The following is a 24,342-nucleotide window of genomic DNA, read 5'->3' as shown; positions in this document are numbered from 1 at the left end:
CTAGACAGCTCCATCAAGCCAGGAGGCCTCGCCGCGTCACAACCCCCGAAGTGTCACCAACGTCACGGCCAGGTACACCTAGACGCGGCTGTCCGACGAGGGTCGGTGGGGGATCGACGGGCGGGCGCGTTGCTCGGGGACGACGGTCGCCGATGTCGATGGTCTCGGTCAGGAGACCGTCTCAGTACCCGATCTGCTACCGGTGCGTCTGCTCGTGCGTGGAGTCGTCGAAGCGTGTTCTTCGTTCGTCGGAGGGCAGGACGAGGAACACGAGAACGACGATGTTCCCGACCGGTACGAGGGAGAGCAGTGTCCACCAGCCGGATCGGTTGGTGTCGTGGAGACGTCGTACGGCCATGGCGATCCAGGGGAGGAGTGCTGCGAGACCGACGATGGTGAAGACGGCGAGGGCGATCATCGCTGCTGGTGGCAGCGAGGACAGCAGGTAGCCCCACACTGGGAAGGGGTTGGCGCTGTCCATCGCCTCGGTGAGGCGTTCCTGCTCAGCGCTGCTCGGGGGCGCGAGTGCCGCACTGAAGGCGCCGACTCCGTAGAACACGTTCACGACCACGCTGAAGATCGCCCACCACAGCGCCCACCACCAGAACTCTGGTCGTGCTGCGCGGCCTCGGAACACGACGTAGCCCCGCCAGAAGCGACCAAAGGCAGGGACGAAGCTCGCTTCGTGCCACGGGATTCCGACCGGCGGCTCGGGGGTGCGCATGGCTTCATTGTTCCGGAAGGCAGTGTGACCGCAAGACAGCCGGACCGACGAGTAGTCCGGCTTGGTCCCCGTCCCGGAAAGCGATCGGCTGTCGACACAGCCGGCCGGTGGAGCGGATGTGCTTCGATACCCCGATGAAGCTCCACGTTGAGGCGCAGGGCAACGGGGAACGCACGGCGGTGCTGCTGCATGGAATGACTGGGTCCCATGAGAGTTGGTGGCGAGTCGTTCCGCTGCTGGTCGAGAGTGGCTACCGCGTTCTCGCGGTCGATCTCCCGGGCCACGGGATGTCCCCGCGCGACGACACCATGACGGTGGATCGCGCCGCGCGGTCGATCGCGGAGTCCATTGCCGCCGAATGCGGTTCGGTCCCCGATCTCGTCATGGGACATTCGTATGGTGGGTTGCTCCTCGCCGCGGCCGTGGGCGTCGGGGTGCTCATGCCGAACTTGTCGGTCTACATCGACGCTCCCTTCGCGACGCGCGGCGGCTGGGACCGGGCCGAACTCACCGCGGGGTACGAGCAGGACAAACGCGCTCGCACGTACGACGGACTTCGAGCGTCTCGGCCGTTCTACAGCGACCAGGACTGTGTGGTCGAGGCTCGCGCAGCGGAACGCTTCGATCCCGCCACTGCTGCCGCGCTGGCAACAGGCCCTGGGGTTTCCTTCGAACCGGAGACCGGGTCGATCATCGTCCGAGCGAAGCCGAGCTCGTACGTCGACGACGAGGTGGTGGCACTGCACAGCGGACGCGGCGTGCGCGTTCGTGACGTTCCCGGCGCGGCCCACTCTGTCTGGTATAGCAACTTCGATCAGTTCGTCGACGCGCTCCCCGAGGCGTTCCAGTAGCGGAGCGGCTACCGAGATGAGAAGGCAGCCCTCCTGACGGTCGTCTACGTCAGCCCACCGGCGCTGGAGTCGGCGGTTCTGACGCACTCTGAAAGATGCGGGGGCTGCTGGCAGACCACCGACTGGGCAACACTCTCCCCCTGCGACGCCACCTCGAACAGGACGGGAGCGTGCGCGTTCAGCGCGGTCCCAGCGATCTCCTCGAAGTGGTATGTCTTCGAGACGGACCTGACGTCCGGGAGGTCGAACGTGGCCGGGACCGCTCGCTGCCGTGCGATCTCTGGTTCTCGTCCGCCATCGGCACGTGCCGCGTGCCACAGCGCCGATCGCCGAGAAACGCGCTCCGCACACGTCTGCCGAGGAGTACCGGGTGCCCAGTTCTCGCTGGTGCATCTCGGCAGCAGGTGACGCTGCTTCAATCGGCGATGAGATCAGAGGCTCGCGGGGCCCCTGCGCTCGTCGAGAGCCCACAGCACCCCGAGCGTCCGCCCCGTCATCTCCCGGCCGCACTCACATGTCGCCGAGCTCCGCGATCCGCTCGACCAGCTCCCGTACTGTCGTCGCGAGCACAAGCGCGTCCGACACGTCACCGAACGGCGTCCGCGCGGCGGCGTCGAGCTCGGCCTTGCGTCTCCGGTGCCCTCCGGTGCATCGCCGACACCGGCGAACATGCTGTGCCGGATCATCTACCCCGGCCACGTCGCCGGCGCGCAGGACACCACGCAGCTGTTCTCCGACACCAACGGCAACCTCACCCAGATCCTCGACCCGGGTGCTGAGCGCACCGACTTCGGCTACGACGGCGGGAAGCTCGTCACGCTTCGCGACTCCTTCGCCAACGACTGGCTCGCAGCGAACTCCTCCCGGGCAGTCATCGCGAACGTGGCGACGATGATCGGCTACGACATGGCCGGACGGGCCGCACTCCGCTAAGGAGACGAAGGCGTCGCAGGTCATCCACCTCGCCAAGGGTCAGACGGCCCGCATCCGGCTGCAGTACCGGGAAGTCACGGTCGATGCGTCCCTGGTCCTGGAGTGGCAGATCAACGGCGGCGCGATCGCAGTCGTTCCCGGGAGCGCGTTGACGCCGGACTACGGGCTGAAGTCGACTACGACCACCGATGACAAGGCACCGACCGGCGTCACCGGAGTGAGCGCCGGTCAGATTTCCGGGGTCACCACAGGGACGCAGTACGACACGCCGTGGCTCGGTATGGCATCCGCTGGCATCGTGGATCCGGGCGGGTTGGCGCTGAAGGAGACCTCGACGTACGAGCCGCAGAACTTGGGGTACTTGCGTCGGCTGACCAGGACGCTCCCGGCGCAGGCGAACGTCGCGACGACGTCGAAGTACTACGACAAGATGGAGACGATGGCGAAGCTCGACGGAGTGCAGGACGGCAAGCTCTGCAACGTCGATGCGAGCACGCCGCAGTACGGGCAGCTGAAGACCAGCACCGGCGCCACGCCGGCGTCGGGCACCGCGATCGTGACGTCGTTCATCTACGACGTGTGGGGTCGCGTGATCGGGTCGAAGCGGTCCGGGGACGCCGACTGGTCCTGCACCAGCTACGACGTCCGGGGTCGGGCGACGACCTCGTCGACCGCCGGGTTCGGCGCGGTCGCGGCACGCACGGAGACGACGGACTACCGCGTCGATGGGAACCCTCTCGTGATGTCGGTGACCGATGGAACGGTCGACGGGGCCGACAAGGGTGGTGTCGTCACGACGACGTCGAACCTCCTCGGCCAGACGACGAGCTACGTGGATGTGTGGGGGACGACCACTGCGACGACGTACGACCTGGCCGGTCGCGTGGATGAGGTGATGGCGACGCCGCCGTCCGGGCCGGTGCATCGGACGAAGTTCGAGTACAACGTGGACTCGCAGGTCGAGATCGTCAGTGCTGACGGGAACGTGATCGCGGACCCGTCGTACACAGCGGGGGAGCTGACGGGGGTGACGTACCCGTCAGGCGCGGGGAACGCCGGCAACGGAACTGCGCTGTCGCAGATCGTCAAGAACGCGGCCGGTGCGGTGACGAGTGTCGGTTGGTCGTTCCCGAACGGTCAGTTGACGGTGTCGGACACGGTGGTGCGGTCCCAGTCCGGGGATGTGTTGCAGGACACGACCACGGACGGGACGGTCTCGAACGTGTCGACGTACTCCTACGACACGGCCGGGAGGCTCGTGGCCGCGACGATCCCACGCCACCAGTTGGCATACGGGTTCGGTCCGGCAGCCTGCACCCAGACCGGCGCGGTCGCTGCGGCCGGCAAGAACGGGAACCGCACGTCATCGTCGGATCAGCTGACCGACACCGCCGGTGCGGCGGTGGCGGGTTCGCCGGCGAGCACGGTGGCGTCCTGCTACGACGCGGCGGACCGGCTGATCGGGACCACGGTCACGAACCCGGTCACGGGTGCGTCGCCGGTGAACCAGTCCCTGTCGTCGGGACAGATCGTCTACGACGAGCACGGGAACACCGTGAAGCTCGCTGATGAGGCCCTGACCTACGACGGCGGCGACCGGCACACCAAGACCGTGTTGGACGACGGGTCGAAGGTCACCTACGTTCGTGACACCACGGACCGGATCGTGCAGCGCACCGAAACCACCCCCGGTGGTCAGGTGACGGTGACCCGGTACGGGTTCACCGGTGACGGGGACACCCCGGACTTCGCTCTCGACGGCAGCAGTGCACTGACCGAGTGGGACCTGTCCCTCCCCGGTGGTGTGACCGCGGAGCTGCGGGGCACGTCGAGCTCGTGGTCGTACCCGAACATCCACGGCGACATCATCACCACCGCCGACGGCGCCGGAACCCGCGCTTCAGGGCTCGCGGTCTACGACCCGTTCGGGCAGGTCGAAGACCCCACCTCCGGACTCCTCGGAACCGTGACCGCGAACCAAGCCGGCCCGGACACCCAAACCGGTGCTGCTGACTACGGATGGCTCGGACAACACCAGAAATTGTCGGAGCACCTTGGGTCGATCGCCACCATCGAGATGGGCGCCCGGCAATACGTCGCAGCACTCGGCCGGTTCTTGCAGGTCGACCCCGTCGAAGGCGGGACCGACAACGACTATGCCTATGTGAAGGATCCGACCGACGCTTTCGACCTCACCGGGCGATGCGAGGATGGCCCTGAATGCATCGGAGAGGAACTTCAGGCCGGCGGCGGAAAATGGACCACTACGCTGAAGGGGCCAGGCCCCAAGGGTGGGGAGTCGTCCGCGGCAGCATATGGGCGAGCAATGCATAAAATTTGGAAATACCCGAAGGGTTTTTTGCGGGAGTCATACAATCCTCAGCTGAGGATGAGATTCGATGCAATTAACTATTCCAAGCGCATTATCATCGAACTCAAGCCGAATACCGCGCGCGGTATTCGGACGGGGAACCGTCAACTGCGCAAATATGTCAAGTACATGGAATGGGCCACAGGACAGAAGTGGCATGGAAAGCTGGTAACCTATAATGTCCCCAAGCGACCGGTCAACCCGCGAGTATTCTGAACAGATCGAGTCAATTTTACCCGCAGGTTATCATCACAGAACACCACGCAAGTGGCAGTTTGACGACGGAACCGGCTCGACGATAATTGTCGATATTTGGCTTCAGAAGTCTCGATACGGCGATGATCGTTATCTGAATATTAACCTAACGTTTCCGTTCCTAGAACATGAGCTGCCATCACGGCCTGGTCTTCCCTATATCACAACTCGGGCCGATCAAATCGTCCCGGGATTCTCGGTGTCTATGCTTGAAGACCCCAAGTCCCATTCCTTTGAGTCGTCGCACACGGCTGTTCTCGATCTCAGAAGATTTTTTACCCAGGTAACCAGTACCGAATGGGTCAAGGCTCAAGGAAAAAAATACTGGCAAGATAATGCCATTGTCGAGATTCGGGTGGCGGAATGGTTGGATGTGATTTGATTCCCGAACGGCCAGTCGACGGTGTCGGGCACGGTGGTGCGGTCGCGGTCAGGTGATGTGTTGCAGGACACAACCACGCACGGGGCGGTCTCGAACGTGTCGACGTAGTTCTACGACATGGCTGGGAGGCTCGTGGCTTCGACGACCCCGCGCCACCAGTTGACGGATGGGTTCGCTCAGGCAGCGGCACTGGCCTCTGACCAGCGGTATCGCCGTCTGCCTGCCCCGCGAAACTGCATGTCCAAGGGGCGTCAAGCGCTACAGGGAGTGCCCCACTGGACTCGATGCGTCAGCGGGGGCGGAGCTGAGGTGAAGGGCGTCGTTTCAGGCGTGCCCGTAACCTAAACTGACATAATATGCATTATCGGCGCTCGGACGGGGCGCAGCAATGCTGGCGTTCTTGGGGCCGGTGCAGCAGATGGTGGGTTCTGCATAGATGACGCGAGGTGGAGATCGGCCACGACGCGTCGGCCGGTGGCCATCACGTCACTCAGCGGGCCCGATGTCGCTCAGCACCTTCGCGACGCGGGTGGCGTTGCGCTTGCCGATGGCGACGACGTGGACGAAGTCGCCCTCGGGGTCGAGGGAGACCTTCTCGCTCTCGAGGAGCTCGGGCATCGCATTCTGGAGCGCTGCAGCCACCCGTGCTTCGAGGTAGTGGTGGGGTCCTGGTCGGCACTGAAGTTCCAGGTGGCGCCCTCGATCGGTTCCGCTTCGAACTGCCCGAACACCGCGCCGTTCTCCAGCGCCGCCGGCCGGGTGCTTGATCCTTCTCTGGGCAGGAACCACCGGTCACGCCCTTGCGCGTCGGCATGGATCTCGTCGATCCACGGACCCGGCTGCTTGACCACCACATAGGCCTAGGCGCGGGCTTCCAGCAGTGCGCGGGCGTCAGAGAGGTCCCGAACGCGGGAGAGCTCGAGCGAGTGCAGGTTCGGGAGCCGTGCGACGCTGCCGATCCCAGTTAGGGTGCCGACGGAGCCCACATCAACCCATGCCAGCGGGGTCGCGTCGGCGAGGGCGGTGAGGTCGATGTCGGCCCTTCCGGCTGCGATCTTGACCATCGTCACGTTCGTCAGCCCTACCAGGTCGCCGGCTGCCCATGGCTCGGATGTCCGCCGCGAGTGCACGGTGAGGACCGAGATCGTCGTCGGCTTGTTCGAGGGGCATGGTGCTCGCCGCTCGATCTCGACCTCCAGCGACTCCAGCGCTGGAGCGTCGATCGCTTCGAGCAGGTTCGCGCCGACCACCTCGAGGTGTTTGAGCGTCGGCAGGGGGATCCTCCCCCGTACCTCCGGGATCTCGAACCCCACCACCAGGCGTGTGAGCTGTTCGGCGTGCGCGAGGTACTCCCAGTCCGTCAGCGCGCTTCGAGGTCCCGAGAACGCGATGTCGTTCGCGTACCCGAGCAGATCGACGAGGTCCCGCACGCTGTCCGCACCGCCGGGGTAGACGATCACGAAGATGTAGCAGTGCGCGAACTCGGCGATGACCTCATCGGGGACACGACCCTCCGGTCCGCAGATGAACGTCGGGGAAGACGCTCTGCCCTTGACCACAGCCGCAAATAGTTCCCCGAGCAACGCCTGCAACCGCTCCCAATCCGCATTCGACCACGAGTGATCCTCAAACACAATCATTTGACCCTCGACTTCTTGCGCAGCGAGGAGTAGCAGTTCATCCCTATCACTCATCGTCGTCCGGAGCGGATCCTATCGAACCCATCATGTCAGGCCCATCCGTTCACGAATACCTATCCATCAAAAGAATCTGGTAATGGGTCATCCCCCCACCAAAACACTCGGCTATTACTCGTCGAGGCTCGGTCGCTGAGGGAGCCTAACGGCTCCCCGATATCAAAATCTGCAACTCCGCGGCCGAACCCCTCCGCAGTGGGCTCCCCGTCTACGTCATCCTCGCTCGTGAATACAGCATCCGACCCCCGGACCCGAGAACAACCGACGATGCGGTCCAAGAATGGCGGTTGGTAGATGACGCTTATTCGATCGCCAGGACCCGCCCAAGCAAACTTCACTCGCACTTCTTTCGTGCTCGTGAGCCAGCCATTCTCGATCTCGTCGAGACACGCAGCTAATGCACGCCGCGCCCACAGAGTGCTTGCAGGCCGTCGCCATCCCTGCGGGGGGTATGTCGCGTCAGAACTACTCATCGCACGTGCACCTGATTAACCCACCCCGAAAAATTGGTCGGTCCCACGCAGTACGCACTGATTAGGCCTTTCTCATAACCGTCGTGTGAATTCAAGCTTTTAGAGGCGACGGCACACACCATCACCACGTACGACGGGTCCAACAATGGTCGGTTTTGTGGTGGCGGTGACGAGGGCGTTGGCGCCGAGCCAGGTGTCGGTGCGGCGGCCGTGGTCATCGACCCTGTATGCCTGCAACGTCGTCCCGGAGCTGTTCGGGATCTGCGTGCCGGTGAGCACACCGGACGGGTCGTAGCTGTTGGTGACCGTGCCGCCATCGGCGGTGGTCGAAACGACGTTGCCCATCTTGTCGTAGCTGTAGCTGATGGTCCCGCCGCCGGCAGTGTTGATCGTGGAAGCGACGCGGTTCTGCTGGTCGTAGGTGCTCGTGACGGTGGTGGTGCTGTCGGAGGACGACATCGTCAGGAAGGGGAGCGAACCGAAGTGTGGGCGAGAACACACCACGGCAGGACTTTGTCACACCTGTGGTCAGCTCAGTGGGTCTGTCGGGCCGGGATGAGATTCTCGCTCAAATCGCTTCTGCCTTCTCTCATAAGCAGAACGCAGTCTGATTAGCGATCTCGGTATATTCTCGGCATCGATATCAATCGGCAATTGTTCCACGAGTCGCCCAAAGCGGTAAACGAATACGCAGACAAAACCTACGAAGACGACATTGAGGATGTTCAACGCTACGGACTCATATCCGCTGAATGATTGAAAGACCAGCACAAACATTGCTTCTACGACAGCGAATCCCAGCAACCCGTAGCTGAACCCTTCAAGCCGTGATGCCCTCGTCCCTGCATCGCCTAGTGCTCGACGCCAATCATCTATTCTCACACCAGATCTCCTAGCAGTGCCCGATGCTTGGGCGATAGCCTCTGGGCACGAAGTTGGCCCGAACACATCCGCCACGAGCTCGAGCGATACTCGCCACGACGAACGATACGCCGGAATCGCGACCGATCCAGCAACAACCCAGCTCGCTGCCAGACGCCAGCGGCTGCAAATCCGCCAAGGGACACTCCATCAATTTCAAGGATAGCCAGGTTTCTAGTTTCGATTCGGTAGAAGTACACCACTGAGAGGATGTTGTCATTGTAGGACTTTACCCGAAGTGTGCCGGACGGGTCCGAGTCGTTGAACGGGTCGTCGCCGGCGTATGCGTATCGGTTGGCATTGCCAGGGTCGAGGGGTGCGTCGAGGGTGTCGCGTTGGGTCCAGGTGCCGACGGTGGGGAGGTACCAGCGGAGCCCGAACTTCACGAGTGCGTCGCCATCGGTGCGGGTGCCTGCTTGAACCCGTACGGAGTGTTCCCGTACCAATCCGAGCTTCCGCCGGCGGTGACGGTCTGTCCGCCGTAGGGGTCGAAGGCGACGCTGTAGCCGCGGGTCTCGGTGTCGGTGAGGACCCGACAGGGTTCGCGATGCCGTCGTAGAGGTACATGGCGGCATTCACGGACGGGTTCACCAGATCGAGCGCCTGACCGGTGGTGGCGTCGTTGACGACGCCGTACGTCGCTCCCCCGGTGCCCTCGATCAGCAGCTCTCCGTTCCTGCTGTACGTGTACGTGTCCGAATCGGTCCCCGGCGTCGTTTCAGAGAGGACCTGGTTCTGGTCCGCGCCGGTGTAGGTGGTGATCAAACCGACGAACGAGGACGAAATGGCGATTCCTAGAAGAATCCATCCAGTTCTCATCAGCAGAGGCGACCCTTGTAGTCCTCGATCAGGAAGCAATATGAGGTGTCGAAGCGCAGGGCTATGGCCGCCGCCGCAATAACGTTATTACCCCTTGGGCGATAAACCAAAGTCCGATGACTCCCATAACAATGATGATGAGAGACGAAGGAGCGAACTCGGTGAAGGGATCGATGACCGTGCGGTGACCTGCAGAACCTAGAGCGGGAGCTAGCGCAAAACCCATCACAATAAAAATAAGCCCGGCGATCATGAGCATCCAAGGATGGGGTACATCGAATAGTTTTTTATTCATGAGAATACCTTCTCAAATCATTCACCTTCAGAGACCTTCTCCACAGCACCTTACACGAGTGAACTCCTACGGCGCAGCCGTTTGCGGCAGGAACGGCTGCAGTGCCACTGCTGAGTGTATCGAGTGCCGAATCGCATGCAAATTCGAACGCAAAGCCTGCAGCGATAGACAGAATTGAGCCTGTCGTGATCGCTTTTTTTGCATCATACAACAATGTTCCCAGCTTCACGAGGTTTGTGAACGAAATTCGGCCGTTGGGATCACGGTTGTTGATGGGGTTGTCGTCGGCGTAGGCGTATCGGTTGGCGTTGGTGGGGTCCAGGGGTGCGTCGAGGGTGTCGCGTTGGGTCCGAGTGCCGGTGGTAGGGAGGTACCAGCGGAGTCCGAACTTCACGAGTGCGTCGCCGTTGGTGCGGGTGCCGGACTTGAATCCGTAGGGGCTGTTCCCGTACCAATCGGATGAGCCGCCGGCGGTGACGGTTTGGCCACCGTAGGGGTCGAAGCTGACGGCGAATGCTTTCGTTCCGGTGTCGGTGAGGAGCCCAACCGGGTTCCCGATGCCGTCGTAGAGGTACAGGCCGGCGTGCGTGGACGTGTTGACGAGGTCGAGGGCTTGTCCCGTGTTGGCGTCGTTGACGACGTCGTAGGTCGCTCCCCCGGTGCCCTGGATGAGGAGCTCGCCGTGTCCACCGTATGTGTACGTGTACGAGTCCGTTCCTGGGGTGGTCTCGGAGAGCACCTGGTTCTGTGCTGCCCCGGCGTAGGTGTAGGTGGTGGTGGCGCCGCCGGTGGTGGAGGACGTCATCTGCTCGGCACCGTTGTACGTGTCGGGGGCGCTAGGTGGGTGTGGCTGCTGGTACTGCTCACCGCAATCGGATTCCCCCGGTTGTCCAGACTCCACCCGCAGCTGCTGACCTGGCCTTCGTCGGTGGCAGCCGTCTCATCATGGCGCTCATGTCCTCGCCGCTCAGCGGAACCATCTGGCGAGCCCACCCGGGATGAATCGCGCACCTACCCGCTCTCCTCGGGCGTCTCGCGCCGCGTTGGGGCGACGTGCTCATCGCCGAGATGAGCCCATCCGTGTATGACTCGTCGGTCCCGACAGCAACCATGGACGACACGTCAGGGCCGTTCTCCGCGATCATCGTCGGCACTGACGACCGATTCCCCCTAACACCCAAGACGACAATGCTCATCGCCACCTACCGATTTGACTTCACGGTCAAACGGTTCAACGACGTCACCGTGTGCATCCCAAACCGTTTCATCACCGAGAGCAGCGGCGGACTCCGAATGTCCGAAGGGTGCTCAACCGGCTCGATCAGCGTCACCGTCGGATGCTTTGTGCGACTCCCTAACAAAGAAACGCAACTCCAATAACAATTATCAATATGCCAAACAAGACAAACCCGCCACCTGTTTTATTTGGCGCAATCGGGCTGAACAAGGGGATAGCGGCTGCTATGGCGCCGAGGATGATCATGACCGCAGCCACGATGGAAGCCCGGGACGGCGTCAACTGCTGGTCATTTTGATTCTTCAATCTTCGCTCTCCGTTTCACAAATGCTCATGACTCCTTGACCTGCTTATCGATATAGGAGGTGGCGGTCTCTCCGATTGATCCGCATATGGTGATTAAAATCAAAAGGCCAATACCGGCAGTTGCTGCTGTTACAAAAGCGTCGGGGGCAATCCCAATGCCCGACCTGGTTATGTAACCAGCGAGGTTCCCGCCCAGTAGTATGTCGGTAAGACATGCCCCCGGGAAGGCTGCCGACCTGAGTTTAGCAATGAGTGCGTAGGCGACTCGACGTGAAGCCACCATGTAGGGTATCGCGATGACTGACCCACGATGGCCCGGCGTGCAAGGTCGTGTGGAGATGGAAAGAAATGTGAATGGTGTAGGAAGCCATTGGGTATACAATATGAAAACGGGTGAAAGTGCGGACTTCAAGCTCGAATAATAAAACTATACCTAAATCATTTGTTGTCTGCTATGCCGCAAATGAATTGAGGGCGCTACCCCCAGGGTGCGACCTGCCATCGCTTGCACCGTACTGGGTGCTAGCCGGTGTTGAAGTGCCCGGGATCCTCGAACTTGCTGCATGCAGCTCAAACGCCGCTCCTTCAGCAACCAGCGAGTTACTTCGGGAGGGCGCTCATCAGTTGGCCCTCCCATTGGGCGATGACGCCGATGGTCGGTATGAGGTGATCAAGATTTTGATGCAACTGCTCGCAGCTGGTGAATCGATCACCCTTCTGATGGATGCCTTGAAACAAAATTCGAACAACTCCAGCAGCGATTTCTACCAGCCTCTCGTGGCTCGTATGGTCTCACTTGCCTACTATCGGGACGAGGATGAATTCGATGAAGTTCCAGTCTTTCTTGTAGAAGCTGCGAAGGCCGCGACTCAAACATGGGCGCCTGCAAAATTGAAGCTGCTGGACCCGCTGCGCCAGGAGCCCAAAGTCGATTACATGATCTAGTAGATAACACGTCACGAGTTCCTGACAGGCCCAAGCATGCATGTCCCCCATTGAATTTACTTGCGGGAGCTATGCACATGTCGTCGGTGAATGAACCTGCCGTGCAGGCAAGAACCGAGTGGGCGGTGCAAGCACTGACGGCTCGCTCCGCCGCCTTCGCGGGTCAGATGAATTACCCGCCGTACGGCCGTCCCGTGACACGTCGGGTCCCGACGATCTGGCGCCGCGACCGGGAGTGGAAGCAGCCCGACGGCCGTCTCTACGACGAGACCACCGTCGAGGAGCAGGAGCAGGTGGATCAGTGCTACTGGGCAGTCGTCGCCGAAGTGCGGGTGCAAAAGCACCAACCGTCCTCGCCGTCGCGGGGAAGGTTGAACGCGTCTAGTAGGCCGAGTGCTGGATCCGCGAGGACGGCCAGACGAAGTACCTATTGAACGGAACGGGCCGACGGGGGACCGGAGGCTTCACCTCGGTCCAGGTCGACCACGAGCAGCTCAGGAACGGGCGGGGCGGGAAGCACAGACGCGGACCGGAACCTCCGCGACGATTGATGCCGGCGACCTGAAGCTGCCCGGGGTCCCCAAGGGAGTAGCGCCGCCTAGCTCGGAGAGCAAACGCCGCAAATCCCACCTGTAATGTAGCGCGCTTTCCCGTGTCACAGCTGCAGACTGATCAGATCGGCGAGATCCTTACGGAAAGCTTCTTCATCAGTCATTGAGGGATTCAAGAGAATGCCCACGAGTGCCCGTGCCGTTTCGGTGTCAAGCACGACAACAATATCCTTTGGTGGCACCGTGTATGCAAATCTGTCTAACCGAAGAATACGGCAGATGAAGCGTACGAATCGGGCACCACGCGCCGAAAGCTCGAAAAATTGAACTGACCAGGTAACACGCTTTTCTTCGTTCATGATTCAACCACCAATCGGCTTGAGATGCTTGTCGTACGTATCGTCTCGAGTCTCCCTCTCTAGCAGTGCCTTGATCGTCTTAGCTCTTTCCAGTATCCGCCATCATGGGCTCCACGGGAGTTGCCACTTCCGATGTCGTGACTGATGAAGTTTTCACCGTTTGTATATCCACCATACTTCGGGTGCACCTGTGAGACGTGGTACCCGAGTGCCGTTGCAGCTTCTTCCGGGGGTCCTGCAGCATCAACCGCCTCGGCCATCTTCGCGAGTTCTACAGCTCGCGCAGCGTAGCCTGCTCCCCCAAGAACCGCTGCCGCGTCTGGAAGACCGAGTGCGTAATTGTTTTACGAAGTCCATCCATTGGACGTCCCAATATTAGATGCGAACAGTACACGTTTCAACTCCCGCAAGCCTGGGCCACATCACCTGATACATCTTGAGCGTCGATAGGATTGGTGTCGCGTTGGGTTCAGGTGCCGGTGGTGGGCAGGTACCAGCGGAGTCCGAACTTCACGAACGCGTCGCCGTTGGTGCGGGTGCCGGTGTCGGTGAGGAGCCCGACGGGGTTCCCGATGGCGTCGTAGAGGTACAGTCCGGCGTGCACGGACGTGTTGATCATGTCGAAGGTCCTCATCACGCGTCACTACCTTTGCCTTTGAAGTGACTTTCGACTCCTCCGGAGACAGGAGCGCGGCCATCCTGACAGGTGCTTCCACTAGGCACGTTCGGTCGGCACCCGCCACTCGCCCCACCCGAATTTGCTCTCGGCGATGAAGTCCTGCAGATCTCCGATCGCGCGTTCCGTGAATGATGCTTCATCGTCGTATGCGTTCCAGGACAGGATCGCCACATCTCGGTAGACCGTCACGACGAGATGAGACCACTCACCCGATGCTGCCAGGGAGTCGTGCTCGTTCGGCTCCCGGACTTGGCTGTGTGCGAGTTCTGGAGCTGTCAATAGTCGTGCAACGGCAGCGTGCGCCGTCCTCAAAGCGTCCGACGGATGCATGTCATGTCTCCCAGGGTGAGTGGCGGTTCCCGTAGCCGCCGTGAAGCCTCGCGATCATCGTCACGGACCACGATCTGGTCGAGTCGGAAGATGATCACCCATCGCGGACTGGATCGCCATCGCCATCGCCATCGCCATCGCCATCGCCACGGAGCAGGGCGTGGACCACACTCGGGCCGGGCGGTCCGCGCGGCCCATGAACGTCGCCACTACCGAAATGTATCCTCTCGCAAGCAGCGGCCGCATGACCCACTTGCATTGTGGGCGCGGAACAGGGGGACGGACCGAACGAACCAGCATCGGTACCCCATCGAGACACTTCATCGCCCTGGATCGAATTCGCCCGGCCGTGTGCCCTCGCTCGTGGCGCAGATGCGGCCGCCCGTGGCGCAGCCGTCGGTACGGCGCCGTGTCGGACGGACCGGAGCCAGTAGAGTTCTCGCGCGTCGAGGCAGGAGCAACCCATGAGCGCAGCATTGGAGAGCGCGCCCGCGGTGGCGCGCATCCCGTGGTGGTCGCGACCATTGGCCCGGGGTGTCGTCGCCGTCCTGATCACCGTCGCGAGCACAGCCATCGCGGACGCTCGTTTGACCCCGACGGATCGTCACACGCTCTGGGCGGAGGACGGTCGGGACTTCGTGTCGGACGCTCTCGCACACGGGTTGTGGGGTTCGATCGCCATCCCGCTCGGCGGATACCTGCAGGTACTCCCCCGGTTCCTGGCGTGGTTCGCGACCGCGATCGCCGGGCCCGAGCACCTGGCGCAGACCGTGACGCTCTTGTCGTGCCTGTGTGTGGGCGTTGTGAGCGCATTGCTGTGGGTGTACTCGCACGACCGGCTGGCTTCGCCCGTGCTCCGGGTCCTGCTCGCGCTCGTCCCGCCCCTCATCCCGACTGCCCCGCGCGAAGCGCTCGGGACGATGAACAACTTGCACTGGTTCCTGCTGCTGCTCGCGCCGTGGGTGTTCGCGTTCGTTCCACGGACTTGGTGGACATCGGCAGCGACCGCGGCCCTCGCTCTGGTCACGATGTTGTCGGAGACGCAGGCCGCCCTGTTCATCCCGCTCCTGCTCCTCGGGATCCGGACGCCGCGCAAGTGGCCGGTCGTCGTGGCCGTGGTCGTCGGGACCGTCGCCGAGATCCTCACGACGCTGACATCGCCACGAGAACTGATCGACTACGGTCCAGCGCACATCGACGCTGCGGACGTCGCCATCGGGTTCCTCACGGTGCCGTTCCCGGCGACGTGGACGGGGGATCTCCCGGACGTCGCGCGCATCTACTCGAAGGTCGGCATCGCGGTGTTCGCGATCACCGCCGCGGTGAGCATCGCGGTGGTCGTCGCCGCGGCTGTCGTCGGGACGCGCCGGCGGCTCTGGATGATCGTCGCGACCGTCGCCGGAGCGATCGCAGTCTGGTCCGCAGCCATCCTCATCAGCCCGGCCCCGGGGTTCGACTTCGTTCCGGCGACCGCGGAGCACATCGCGTCGTTCGGCGTGTGGCGGTACACGATGATCGTGTCCGGGTTCCTGTTGGCTGCGCTCGTGGTCGCGGCCGACGCATTCCTCGCGCGCCCACGGGTGGCGATGCGGCTGCTCGGGATCAGCGTCGCGGCGGCCGTCGTGGTCCCGCTCGTCGTCAACGTGGCACCGCTGCCGTCCTCGCGCGATCTCGGACCGGCCCTCGGGACCGAGATCCCGGCCGCGACGGAGCAGTGCGCGATCGATCCGACGGCCGACGTGCAAGTCGGTCAGGCGCCAGCGCGGTGGTCCACGACACTCCCCTGCTCCTACGTGACGCGCTGACCGACCTCGGGGTGGAGGCGACGTGGACTCGGCGCCCGTCGACGATCGACGCCACCGAGACGACGCACCTCGACGCCCGCTTCACAAGGCCGTGTGGGACCCGGATCCCGGATCACCTCATCGTCGAGGACGCGGCCACGGGTGCGCTCGCGGTGCAGGGGGCCACGGCGCGCTGATGCCGACCCGGCGGGACGGGCCGGGGGCCCACCGCTAGGTCGTCGTCCATCAGGCCGTCGTGGAGGGGCCGCTCGCCCCCGCCGGCCGGGACCGGACGAACCCGAACGTCACCAGTGCCGCGGCGGCCACCGTCAGGACGACCCCGGACAGTTCGATCGATGCCCGGAACGAGTCGGTCTGCGCGGCGGTCCAGTCGCCGCCGGTCAGGTGGCTGCCGAACACGGCGGCGAGGACGGTGCCGGTGACGGCGATGCCGACGGCGGACGTGACCTCGCTCGCGGTGTCGACGAGGGCTGCGCCGATCGACGTCCGGTTCTCCGGCAGCCCCTTCAGCACGTTGGTGCCGGCGACGGTGCCGTTGACCCGCAGCCCGGCCGCGACGAGCACGAGCGCGATCGCCACCCACACGTACCCGAACCGCCCGGCGACGGTGTAGAGCGCGAGCCCGGCCACGACGGCGACCGAGCTGGTCCACGCTGCGCGCTCGAGTCCGACCCACGCCACGAAGCGCGGCACGAACCGCCCAGCACCGAGCAGCACCACCACCTGCGGCAGCAGTCCGACGGCGGCGAGTGCCGGCGGCCAGCCCCAGTCGAGCTGGAACTGGAGCGTCACCATGTAGCCCATGCCGGCGGTGACGAGACCGGTCGCCGCCTTGTAGGCCAGGCCGCTCGCGACGAGCGGGTTCGCGACGAGGTGCAGGTCGAGCAGCGGGTGCCGGGCGGTGCGCTGCCGGACGACGAACAGGAGGGTCGCGACGATCGCGCCACCCGCCGCGGTCCAGGGGATCCAGGAGTCGGTGCCCTCGTCCACGAACATCGTCGGTGCGACGAGCGCCAGCACGATCGCGGCGGTCCCGAGGACGGCGCCGAGGACGTCGACCGGATCGCGGTGCAGCTCGCCCGCGTCGTCCGCGGCGATGCCGCTCCGGACGCCGAGCCACGCCACGACGGCGATCGGGACGTTGACGAGCAGGAGGACCTGCCACGGTGCGACTGCGAGGACGAACCCGCCGACCGTCGGGCCGATCGCGAGTCCCACCAGCCCGACGGTCGAGATCACCGTGATCGCGCGGACGCGGAGGTCGTCACCGTCGAACAGCCGGAACGCCAGCGCCATCGACCCGGGTGTCGTCATCGCTGCGGCGACACCCATCGCGACCCGGACGGCGATCAGTTGCCCGGGCGTCGTCACGAACGCGGTGGCGAGGCTCGCGAGGCCGAGGAGCACGAGTCCGGTGAGCATCACCCGCCGCCGCCCGAAGCGGTCCGCGAGTGCGCCGAACGCGAGCATGAGTCCCCCGAAGACGACCGCGTACGCGCCGGTCACCCACTGGAGCGCGGTCGTCGACGCATGCAGGTCGCGACCGATGGTCGGGAGCGCGACGTTCAGGATGGAGTTGTCGAGCATCTCGAACAGGAACACGGCGGCGAGTCCGGCGAGCGCGAGCCACGCCTCCCTCAGTGACCGAGGGTTCCGCGGGAGGATGGTCGAGGCCGGATCGGTGGTCTGCTGCGATGTCGTCACACCGTTATGTTATGTCACTAAAGTTAGTTGCACAAGAGAGTGAGTCACGATGCCTCGAACCGCCGAACGGGGGGGTCCGCAGACACGGGCCCGGATCTCGCACATCGCGACGGAGTTGTTCATCGCGCGCGGGTTCGATGCCGTCACGGTCGCCGACGTCGCGAAGGCTGCCGGCGTGTCGAGCGTCACCGTGTTCAACCACTTCCCTCGGAAGGACGACCTGCTCTTCGACCGTACAGGCGACGCTGAGGCGTTCCTCCGTGAGGCGATCCGCACCCGGCCCGCCGGCACCGACGTCGTCGCCGCGTTGCGGACGACGGCACTCGGGATCGCCGCCGACCGATCGGCGCTCTCCGCGCTCGGCGACGGCGCTGAGCCCTTCTTCCGGATGGTCGCGGACTCCCCCGCGCTCGTCGCCCGGGTCCGGGAGATCGGCAGCGACCTCGAGGCCCTGCTCCGGGCCGAACTCGCGGCCGACGATGCGTTCGACGGCGACCCGGCGCTGCTGGCGGCGTTCGTGATCGCCGGCTACGGGAGCGTCATGGCGCGCACGGCCCGCCAACGGCTCGACGGCGACGACCTCGCCGCGGTCGCTGACGCGCACCGACGGCGGGTGGAGCGACTGTTCGACGCGCTCGAGCACGGGACGGCGGCGCGCTGACGCGTCGCGACCCACCGTCGGACGGGAGGCACCGGCCGGCGCCGACCCGCGCCTCCCGTCCGGGACCCGACCTGGCTCGGACGGATGCCGTCAGGCCCGCACCCAGGATGCGAGGTGCTCGCCGGTGCGTGTCGAACGCGCCGCGACGAGATCGGCCGGCGTGCCCTCGAACACGACGCGCCCGCCGTCGTGTCCGGCGCCCGGGTCCGCGCGCGGTCCACACTGTCCGCATGAGCCTCCGGTGGTACTCCGTCGTCGTCGACTGCCACGACGTGGCCGCGCAGGCGCGATGGTGGGCGGAGACGCTCGACTGGCGCGTCGTGTTCGACACCGAGGACGAGGTCGTGATCGTCCCGCCTCACGCCCTCGACGAGGCGCATCGGGTCCCGCTCGCCGAGCAGGGACCCGGCATGGTCTTCGTGCCGGTCCCCGAGACCAAGACCGTGAAGAACCGGCTGCACATCGACCTGGCGCCCGGCCCCGACGACGACCAGGCCGCGGCGGTGCAGGCGTTGCTCGACCGCGGTGCCGTGCGCGCCGACGTCGGACAGAACGCCGAGGTCACCTGGGTGGTGTTGCAGGACCCGGAGGGCAACGAGTTCTGTGTGCTCTCGCCCCGCGGCTGAGCGGCACTGCCCGGTGGCTCAGGCGAACCGGCGGACCAGCTCCGGCAGGTCGGCGGGTTCGAACGGTTCGTCGGTGGCGTCGAGCTCGTCGGCCGTCCACCACCGCGCGGCGAGGATGTCGCCGCGCTCGTCATCGGTCCACCCGGCGTCCGACAGCGTGAACCCCGGCGTCCGCACGACGTAGAACTCGGCGTGTCCGCGGTCGTGGTCCGCGTGGTCCCAGTCGACGTCGAAGTCGGAGGAGAGCACCGAGTCCCCCGGGTCGTCGATGACGATGCCGGTCTCCTCGTGCAGCTCGCGGACGGCGGCGTCGCGGTGGCTCTCGCCGGGTTCGACGCCGCCGCCCGGTGTGATCCACCGGTGGAAGCCGTCGCTCGTCGGGGCCTTCGTGTCCATCAGGAACACGCGACCCTGCGGGTCCAGCAGCAGGATCCTGGAGGTGCGGCGGAGGCCCGGAGCGGCGGTCACGGTGTCAGTCCTGGCCGTCGACGAACTCGGTGACGTCGCCGACGAGCTTGGTGTGGTCCGCGGGGATCGGCTCGACCGCCGCCGCGGCGACCTCGGCCGCGAACTCCGCGACGTTGTAGAGCTTGCCGACGGACTCGCGGCGCCCGGAGATCGCGCCGGGGTTGATGCGCTCGAGGAGGGTCGCGGTGATCGTGCCTTCGATCATGTCGCCGGACACGACGACGAACTCGATGCCGGCCGCGTCGAGCGCCGGGATGTGCTCACGGAGTGCGAGTTCGCCGGCTCGCTTGCTCTTGGCGACCGGGACGTACTCCGGCAGCGTCTCCGCGGTCTCGACGAAGTGCGCCTGGTGGCTCGTGACGAACACGACACGCGAACCCGCGGCCATGTGCGGCGCGGCGGTGGTGAGCAGGTCGACCTGGGCGTCCCGGTTGAGGCGGAGGGCGTAGTCGTCGCCCATGCCGGACTCCATGCCGCCGGACGCGTTCAGGACCAGGACGTCGATACCGCCCCAGGCGTCGACGACCGTGTCCACCATGCCCTGTACGGACTCGTGGTCGGTGAGGTCCGCCCCGACCGCGAGGGCGTCGCCGCCTGCCGCGGTGATCCGCTCGACGATCTGGTCCGCGCGGCGGGCCTTGTTGCGGTAGTTGACGACGACCTTGGCCCCGGCCTCGGCGAAGTACGCGAGCGTGTCGGCACCGATCCCCCGCGAGGAGCCGGTGACGAGGATGCGCTTGCCGGCGAGGGAGCCGGCTGCCAGGGGGTTGCTCACGAGTGTCCTGTCTCCTTGGTTGGTGGTCCGTCCGACCGGCATCGAGCCTAGCAACGCCGCACGACTCGCCGTGGAACCGGGCATCACCTGTGCAGAGCGGACCATGTCGGTGCCCGTTGATATGTTGAACGAACCTGGATCGGCTGGTCGGGCGGACGCCCGGCCGGACCCGACCAGGAGAGGGGCAGGCCGCATGACCGGGACCGAATGGGCATGGGTGGTCGTCTGGATCGCGCTCGTGCTCGTGCTCGTCGTCGTCGAGGTGTTCACGCTCGACTTCATCTTCCTGATGCTCGCCATCGGCGCCGCGGGCGGTCTCGTCGCTGCCCTGCTGGGGGCACCCTGGTGGGCCGACGTCGTCGTCGCGGCCGCCGTGTCGCTGCTGTTGTTGTCCCTGGTCCGACCGAGACTCCTCCGGCTGCTCGGTCGCGGAGCAGACCCCCACCGCACGAACGTCGACGGCCTGATCGGGATGCCCGGCAAGGTCGCCGTCGCGTTCACCTCGACCGCGCCGGGCCAGGTCCGACTCGCGAACGGCGAGACCTGGAGCGCCCGCATCGTCGGCGACGCCCTGGCCCCGGAGACACCCGTCGACCGCACCCCGCCACTCGGCACCCACGTCGTCGTCACCGCCATCGAGGGCTCGACTGCCGTCGTCCGCACCACCGAAAGGACACCGTCATGACCCCGTCGATCGGCACCATCGTGCTCATCGCTCTCATCATCATCGTCGTCATCTTCGTGATCGTCGTGCTCGCCAAGGCCATCCGGATCGTGCCGCAGGCCACCGCGGGGATCGTCGAACGCCTCGGCAAGTACCACAAGACGCTCGCCCCCGGCCTGAACATCCTCATCCCGTTCATCGACCGCCTCCGTCCGCTCATCGACATGCGCGAGCAGGTCGTGTCGTTCCCGCCGCAGCCGGTGATCACCGAGGACAACCTCGTCGTCTCGATCGACACGGTCGTGTACTTCCAGGTCACGGACGCGCGGGCCGCCACCTACGAGATCGCGAACTACCTCGGCGCCGTCGAGCAGCTCACGACCACCACGCTCCGGAACGTGGTCGGTGGCCTCAACCTCGAAGAGGCCCTGACCAGCCGGGACAACATCAACGGCCAGCTCCGCATCGTCCTCGACGAGGCCACGGGCAAGTGGGGCATCCGCGTCGGCCGCGTCGAGCTCAAGGCCATCGAGCCGCCCGTGTCGATCCAGGACGCGATGGAGCAGCAGCTCCGCGCCGAGCGCAGCCGCCGCGCGGCGATCCTCCAGGCCGAGGGCACCAAGCAGTCCCAGATCCTCGAGGCGGAAGGCCAGCGCCAGTCGTCCATCCTCCGTGCCGAGGGTGACGCCAAGGCACGCGTGCTCGAGGCCGAGGGCGAGGCCCAGGCCATCGCGACCGTGTTCGGCGCGATCCACGCCGGCGACCCGGACGAGAAGCTCCTGTCGTACCAGTACCTGCAGACCCTGCCGAAGCTGGCCCAGGGCACCGCGAACAAGCTCTGGATGATCCCGAGCGAGTTCACCGAGGCCCTGTCCGGCATCGCCCGCGGGTTCGTCCAGGGCCCTGCGGCGCATCCGGGTGGAGCGGGCACGCCCGGAACGCCAGGGACGGCCGGGGGTGCGGGTGCCGCCGGTGGCGGCGCGAGCCTCATCGACCGGATCTCCGAGCTCGCGAGCAAGAGCTTGTCGGACACCGCGACGACGACGCCCGGGTCGGGTCTCGCCGCCTCGGACGCGAGCCTCGACGCCCGGCTCGCCGAATCGGACGCGAGTGTCGCCGCCAAGCTCCAGGAGCCGATCCCGGACGTCGCACCGGACCTCGCGGGAGCGCCGCTCCCAGAGACCACTGGCACTGCGGACCGTGACACCGAGCCCAAACCGCAGGACTGACCGGCTCCGAACACCCCGCATGGTCGGGCAATCGTGTCCCCGCGCGGCTGCCCCACCTCCCGACCCGGGCCGCACACGGCACGACTGAGAACCCACTGTGAACAACCGGCTCGGGGAACACCCCGGACGTCGGTCCGGTTGCCACCCACGTAAGCGATGCGAGAGGAGTCACATCATGGCTGATCGCAGTCTCCGCGGTATGCGTCTGGGGAGCCAGAGCCTCCAGAGCGAGGAGGGCGTCGAGTTCTCCGACCGCACCCGGGCCGTCTACCAGACGGACTCGGGCACGACCTTCGACGTGGTCTTCGCGGCCGATGCCGAGATCCCCCAGACCTGGTCGTCCCCGCGTTCCGGGCTCGAAGGCGTCCTGCTCGGCGACGACGGCATGCCCGTCGAGGTCGCCGACGAGGACGTCAAGGTCCCCCGGACGCATTGGGACATGCTGCTCGAACGACGTTCCCGCGAAGAGCTCGAAGAACTGCTCGAGGAGCGCCTCACCGTCCTGCGGACGAGACGCGGGACCGAGAAGGTCGGCGCCTGACGCCGTCCCGGACAGGCGACCTGCGCACGACGAGCGACACCGGACGGCCGGCCCTCAGGGGCCGGCCGTCGGTCGTTCGCGGAGTGCGCGCGGACGCTCCGCCCGCCGTGCTCGCCACGGCGCCGCGGCGAGCAGGACCAGCACACCGCCGATGACGATGATCGTCGTGAGACCCGCCCCGATCACGGTGGCAGGTGTCGTGGTGGTCCCGAGCGGCACGTCCGTGATCATCGACGTCGCGGTGTAGGCGGGTACGGAGTCGATGGTCCGTCCGTCCGGCGCGATCACCGCCGACGACCCGACCGTCGAGATGTTCACGAGCGAGCGCCCGGTCTCGATCGCGCGCATCCGGGCGATCTCGAGCTGCTGGAGGTTCTCGTCCGTGCCGTCGAAGTCGGCGTTGTTCGTCTGTGCCAGGATCACCTGCGCCGGACCCCGTGGATCGTCCATCATCTCGTCGATGAGCTTGTCGTCGACGATGTCGAAGCAGATCGCCAGTCCCGCGCGGACCCCGCCGACCGAGAACGTGTTCGGCTTCGTCCCCGGCGTGTAGTCCCGCCCGATCAGGCCGATGAGCGACGGCGCGAGCTTGGACCAGAACCACCGGTCCGGCACGTACTCGCCGAACGGCACCGGGTGCTTCTTGTCGTACGAGGCCTGCCACCCGTGCGCCGTCCAGAGGAACGACGTGTTGTGGTACAGCCCGGACCGGGTCTCGGTGATCGTCCCGGCGACGAGCGGTGCACCGGTGCGGTCCACCACGGCGTCGAGCGCCGTCGCGAGTGCCGGGTCGACTCGCGGGTCGAACTCCGCCGAGCCCTCCGGCCAGACGACCATGTCGACCCCGTGCACGCCGAGCTTCGTGGCGCGGAGCTGCGCCTCGAGGACCTCGCCCGGCAGTGCACGGTCGAAGTACCCCGCGGGCCCGTCCCCCTGGACGCTCTCCACCCGGATCGTCCCGGACGTGGTCGCGGGCCACGCCGGCACGACGAGCACGAGGGCGACGACGGCGATCCCGGTGGCGACGCGGACGAATGGGCGGACGCCGACCTCGAGCACGAGCGCGAGGACGAACGCCACCAGGAACACGACGATGAACGTCAGACCGAGGACGCCCACCCATGCGACGAGCGGGGTGAACGGACTCTGCGACTGGCTGAGGCCGACCCGCCCCCAGGAGAAGCCGTTGTACGGGTAGTTCCCGCCGAGCCACTCGCGACCGGTCCAGAGGGCCGCGACCACCGCCGGCAGCAGCCACACCCGCCCGACCACGGTCGGCCACGCCCGCGGCACCCACCGGTACGCGACGGCGAACAGCCAGCCACCGATCGCGAAGAACACCGCCTCGAACAGGGCGAGTGCCAACCACGGCACCGGTCCGAGGTACCGGGCGGCCCAGTCGATGTCCACGAGGAAGAACGACGCCCCGGCGGCGTACCCGAGCCCGAACGCCGCCCACCCCCGCTGCCCCATCACCGTCACGAGCATGATGCCGATCGCCGGGAACGCGAGGAACCAGACGTCGGCCGCGGGGAACGCGAGGTCGAACAGCAACCCGGCGGCCACCGCGAGCGGGTACGCGAGCCACAGCGGGAGGGGACGGACGGGCACGGTGGGACCGAGGAGGCCGGGCCTCCAGTCGGTCGCGCTCGTGGCGATGCGCGCGGCGCGCGTCCGGTCGGTCGGACGGGAGGCACGGTGCGCGTCCGGCGCGTCGGTCACCGCCCGCGTCCGGGCGTCG

25 protein-coding genes are annotated in these 24,342 nt (G+C 65.5%); 11 read left to right on the top strand and 14 right to left on the bottom strand.

All coding sequences use genetic code 11. The annotated features are described in order from the left end of the window. Nucleotides 1-196 precede the first annotated feature (196 nt). A complete protein-coding gene (locus ACO0E0_RS11810; protein ID WP_422871602.1) occupies nucleotides 197-724 on the bottom strand; it encodes a DUF805 domain-containing protein in 528 nt (175 codons plus the stop codon). Nucleotides 725-858: 134 nt separating this feature from the next. On the opposite strand from ACO0E0_RS11810, the gene ACO0E0_RS11805 reads away from it, so the two are divergent. Both ACO0E0_RS11805 and ACO0E0_RS11800 read left to right on the top strand, forming a co-directional pair. Then, on the top strand, nucleotides 859-1,575 hold the full coding sequence (locus ACO0E0_RS11805; protein ID WP_422871601.1) for an alpha/beta fold hydrolase: 717 nt from the start codon (nucleotides 859-861) through the stop codon (nucleotides 1,573-1,575). 636 nt (nucleotides 1,576-2,211) lie between these two features. Continuing rightward, entirely contained in the window at nucleotides 2,212-2,508 is a 297-nt protein-coding gene (locus ACO0E0_RS11800; protein ID WP_422871600.1) for a hypothetical protein, read from the top strand. A 420-nt stretch (nucleotides 2,509-2,928) separates the two neighbouring features. Here ACO0E0_RS11800 and ACO0E0_RS11795 read toward each other — a convergent pair whose 3' ends face one another. Then, entirely contained in the window at nucleotides 2,929-3,078 is a 150-nt protein-coding gene (locus ACO0E0_RS11795) for a hypothetical protein (protein ID WP_422871599.1), read from the bottom strand. 172 nt (nucleotides 3,079-3,250) lie between these two features. Between ACO0E0_RS11795 and ACO0E0_RS11790 the strand changes: the two genes are divergently transcribed. After that, nucleotides 3,251-5,095 carry an RHS repeat-associated core domain-containing protein gene (locus ACO0E0_RS11790; RefSeq protein ID WP_422871598.1) on the top strand — a complete coding sequence of 615 codons (1,845 nt, stop codon included), beginning with the start codon at nucleotides 3,251-3,253 and terminating at the stop codon, nucleotides 5,093-5,095. Then, nucleotides 5,058-5,516, top strand: a complete 459-nt coding sequence (locus tag ACO0E0_RS11785) for a hypothetical protein (RefSeq protein WP_422871597.1) — start codon at nucleotides 5,058-5,060, stop codon at nucleotides 5,514-5,516. The genes ACO0E0_RS11790 and ACO0E0_RS11785 overlap by 38 nt, the downstream gene beginning before the upstream one ends. A 486-nt stretch (nucleotides 5,517-6,002) precedes the next feature. On the opposite strand, the gene ACO0E0_RS11780 is transcribed toward ACO0E0_RS11785, so the two are convergent. The 5 genes from ACO0E0_RS11780 to ACO0E0_RS11760 form a co-directional block, all read right to left on the bottom strand. Next, nucleotides 6,003-6,134: a hypothetical protein gene (locus tag ACO0E0_RS11780; protein ID WP_422871596.1), complete on the bottom strand. Its 132-nt coding sequence runs from the start codon at nucleotides 6,132-6,134 to the stop codon at nucleotides 6,003-6,005. A 242-nt stretch (nucleotides 6,135-6,376) separates the two neighbouring features. After that, the gene (locus ACO0E0_RS11775; RefSeq protein WP_422871595.1) at nucleotides 6,377-7,075 is read right to left on the bottom strand and encodes a hypothetical protein; all 699 of its coding nucleotides are present in this window, start codon (nucleotides 7,073-7,075) and stop codon (nucleotides 6,377-6,379) included. A 710-nt stretch (nucleotides 7,076-7,785) separates the two neighbouring features. Beyond that, nucleotides 7,786-8,145, bottom strand: a complete 360-nt coding sequence (locus tag ACO0E0_RS11770) for a hypothetical protein (protein ID WP_422871594.1) — start codon at nucleotides 8,143-8,145, stop codon at nucleotides 7,786-7,788. A gap of 419 nt (nucleotides 8,146-8,564) precedes the next feature. Further along, a complete protein-coding gene (locus ACO0E0_RS11765) occupies nucleotides 8,565-9,182 on the bottom strand; it encodes an RHS repeat-associated core domain-containing protein (RefSeq protein ID WP_422871593.1) in 618 nt (205 codons plus the stop codon). A gap of 531 nt (nucleotides 9,183-9,713) precedes the next feature. Continuing rightward, a complete protein-coding gene (locus ACO0E0_RS11760; RefSeq protein ID WP_422871592.1) occupies nucleotides 9,714-10,526 on the bottom strand; it encodes an RHS repeat-associated core domain-containing protein in 813 nt (270 codons plus the stop codon). A gap of 1,275 nt (nucleotides 10,527-11,801) precedes the next feature. Here ACO0E0_RS11760 and ACO0E0_RS11755 point away from each other — a divergent pair. Next, nucleotides 11,802-12,209, top strand: a complete 408-nt coding sequence (locus ACO0E0_RS11755) for a hypothetical protein (protein WP_422871591.1) — start codon at nucleotides 11,802-11,804, stop codon at nucleotides 12,207-12,209. A 655-nt stretch (nucleotides 12,210-12,864) separates the two neighbouring features. Here the strand turns inward: ACO0E0_RS11755 and ACO0E0_RS11750 are convergent. The 3 genes from ACO0E0_RS11750 to ACO0E0_RS11740 all read right to left on the bottom strand — a co-directional run bounded on the left by ACO0E0_RS11750 (nucleotide 12,865) and on the right by ACO0E0_RS11740 (nucleotide 13,987). Further along, nucleotides 12,865-13,119 (bottom strand): hypothetical protein, encoded by a 255-nt coding sequence (locus ACO0E0_RS11750; RefSeq protein ID WP_422871590.1) that lies wholly within the window; start codon nucleotides 13,117-13,119, stop codon nucleotides 12,865-12,867. 469 nt (nucleotides 13,120-13,588) lie between these two features. Next, nucleotides 13,589-13,738: a hypothetical protein gene (locus ACO0E0_RS11745; protein ID WP_422871589.1), complete on the bottom strand. Its 150-nt coding sequence runs from the start codon at nucleotides 13,736-13,738 to the stop codon at nucleotides 13,589-13,591. Nucleotides 13,739-13,834: 96 nt separating this feature from the next. After that, nucleotides 13,835-13,987, bottom strand: coding sequence for a hypothetical protein (locus ACO0E0_RS11740; RefSeq protein WP_422871588.1), 153 nt, complete (start codon nucleotides 13,985-13,987; stop codon nucleotides 13,835-13,837). A gap of 605 nt (nucleotides 13,988-14,592) precedes the next feature. On the opposite strand from ACO0E0_RS11740, the gene ACO0E0_RS11735 reads away from it, so the two are divergent. Next, nucleotides 14,593-15,933 (top strand): hypothetical protein, encoded by a 1,341-nt coding sequence (locus tag ACO0E0_RS11735; protein ID WP_422871587.1) that lies wholly within the window; start codon nucleotides 14,593-14,595, stop codon nucleotides 15,931-15,933. Nucleotides 15,934-16,158: 225 nt separating this feature from the next. On the opposite strand, the gene ACO0E0_RS11730 is transcribed toward ACO0E0_RS11735, so the two are convergent. Further along, the gene (locus ACO0E0_RS11730) at nucleotides 16,159-17,637 is read right to left on the bottom strand and encodes an MFS transporter (RefSeq protein WP_422871586.1); all 1,479 of its coding nucleotides are present in this window, start codon (nucleotides 17,635-17,637) and stop codon (nucleotides 16,159-16,161) included. Between the two features lie 49 nt (nucleotides 17,638-17,686). Between ACO0E0_RS11730 and ACO0E0_RS11725 the strand changes: the two genes are divergently transcribed. Further along, nucleotides 17,687-18,298 carry a TetR/AcrR family transcriptional regulator gene (locus tag ACO0E0_RS11725; protein ID WP_422871585.1) on the top strand — a complete coding sequence of 204 codons (612 nt, stop codon included), beginning with the start codon at nucleotides 17,687-17,689 and terminating at the stop codon, nucleotides 18,296-18,298. A 230-nt stretch (nucleotides 18,299-18,528) separates the two neighbouring features. Next, nucleotides 18,529-18,924, top strand: a complete 396-nt coding sequence (locus ACO0E0_RS11720) for a VOC family protein (protein WP_422871584.1) — start codon at nucleotides 18,529-18,531, stop codon at nucleotides 18,922-18,924. 18 nt (nucleotides 18,925-18,942) lie between these two features. Here ACO0E0_RS11720 and ACO0E0_RS11715 read toward each other — a convergent pair whose 3' ends face one another. Both ACO0E0_RS11715 and ACO0E0_RS11710 read right to left on the bottom strand, forming a co-directional pair. Beyond that, nucleotides 18,943-19,392 carry an NUDIX hydrolase gene (locus ACO0E0_RS11715; RefSeq protein WP_422871583.1) on the bottom strand — a complete coding sequence of 150 codons (450 nt, stop codon included), beginning with the start codon at nucleotides 19,390-19,392 and terminating at the stop codon, nucleotides 18,943-18,945. A 4-nt stretch (nucleotides 19,393-19,396) separates the two neighbouring features. Then, complete coding sequence (locus ACO0E0_RS11710; protein ID WP_422871582.1) at nucleotides 19,397-20,167, bottom strand: SDR family oxidoreductase; 771 nt, start codon at nucleotides 20,165-20,167, stop codon at nucleotides 19,397-19,399. A gap of 193 nt (nucleotides 20,168-20,360) precedes the next feature. Here ACO0E0_RS11710 and ACO0E0_RS11705 point away from each other — a divergent pair, with 193 nt between their 5' ends. From ACO0E0_RS11705 to ACO0E0_RS11695, 3 genes are all read left to right on the top strand, one after another. After that, nucleotides 20,361-20,852, top strand: a complete 492-nt coding sequence (locus ACO0E0_RS11705; RefSeq protein WP_422871581.1) for an NfeD family protein — start codon at nucleotides 20,361-20,363, stop codon at nucleotides 20,850-20,852. Next, nucleotides 20,849-22,060, top strand: coding sequence for an SPFH domain-containing protein (locus ACO0E0_RS11700; protein ID WP_422871580.1), 1,212 nt, complete (start codon nucleotides 20,849-20,851; stop codon nucleotides 22,058-22,060). Before ACO0E0_RS11705 ends, ACO0E0_RS11700 begins: the two co-directional genes overlap by 4 nt. 175 nt (nucleotides 22,061-22,235) lie before the next feature. Beyond that, a complete protein-coding gene (locus ACO0E0_RS11695; RefSeq protein WP_422871579.1) occupies nucleotides 22,236-22,601 on the top strand; it encodes an RNA polymerase-binding protein RbpA in 366 nt (121 codons plus the stop codon). 54 nt (nucleotides 22,602-22,655) lie between these two features. Here the strand turns inward: ACO0E0_RS11695 and lnt are convergent, their stop codons facing one another. Further along, the gene (gene lnt / locus ACO0E0_RS11690; protein WP_422871578.1) at nucleotides 22,656-24,323 is read right to left on the bottom strand and encodes an apolipoprotein N-acyltransferase; all 1,668 of its coding nucleotides are present in this window, start codon (nucleotides 24,321-24,323) and stop codon (nucleotides 22,656-22,658) included. Between the last annotated feature and the right edge of the window lie 19 nt (nucleotides 24,324-24,342).

Origin of the sequence: Curtobacterium phyllosphaerae (assembly GCF_049341865.1) — a bacterium.
In the GTDB taxonomy this organism is placed as follows: domain Bacteria; phylum Actinomycetota; class Actinomycetes; order Actinomycetales; family Microbacteriaceae; genus Curtobacterium; species Curtobacterium phyllosphaerae.
The sequence above is the reverse complement of the archived record's forward strand: the minus strand, read 5'-3'. Positions and strand labels throughout refer to the sequence as shown.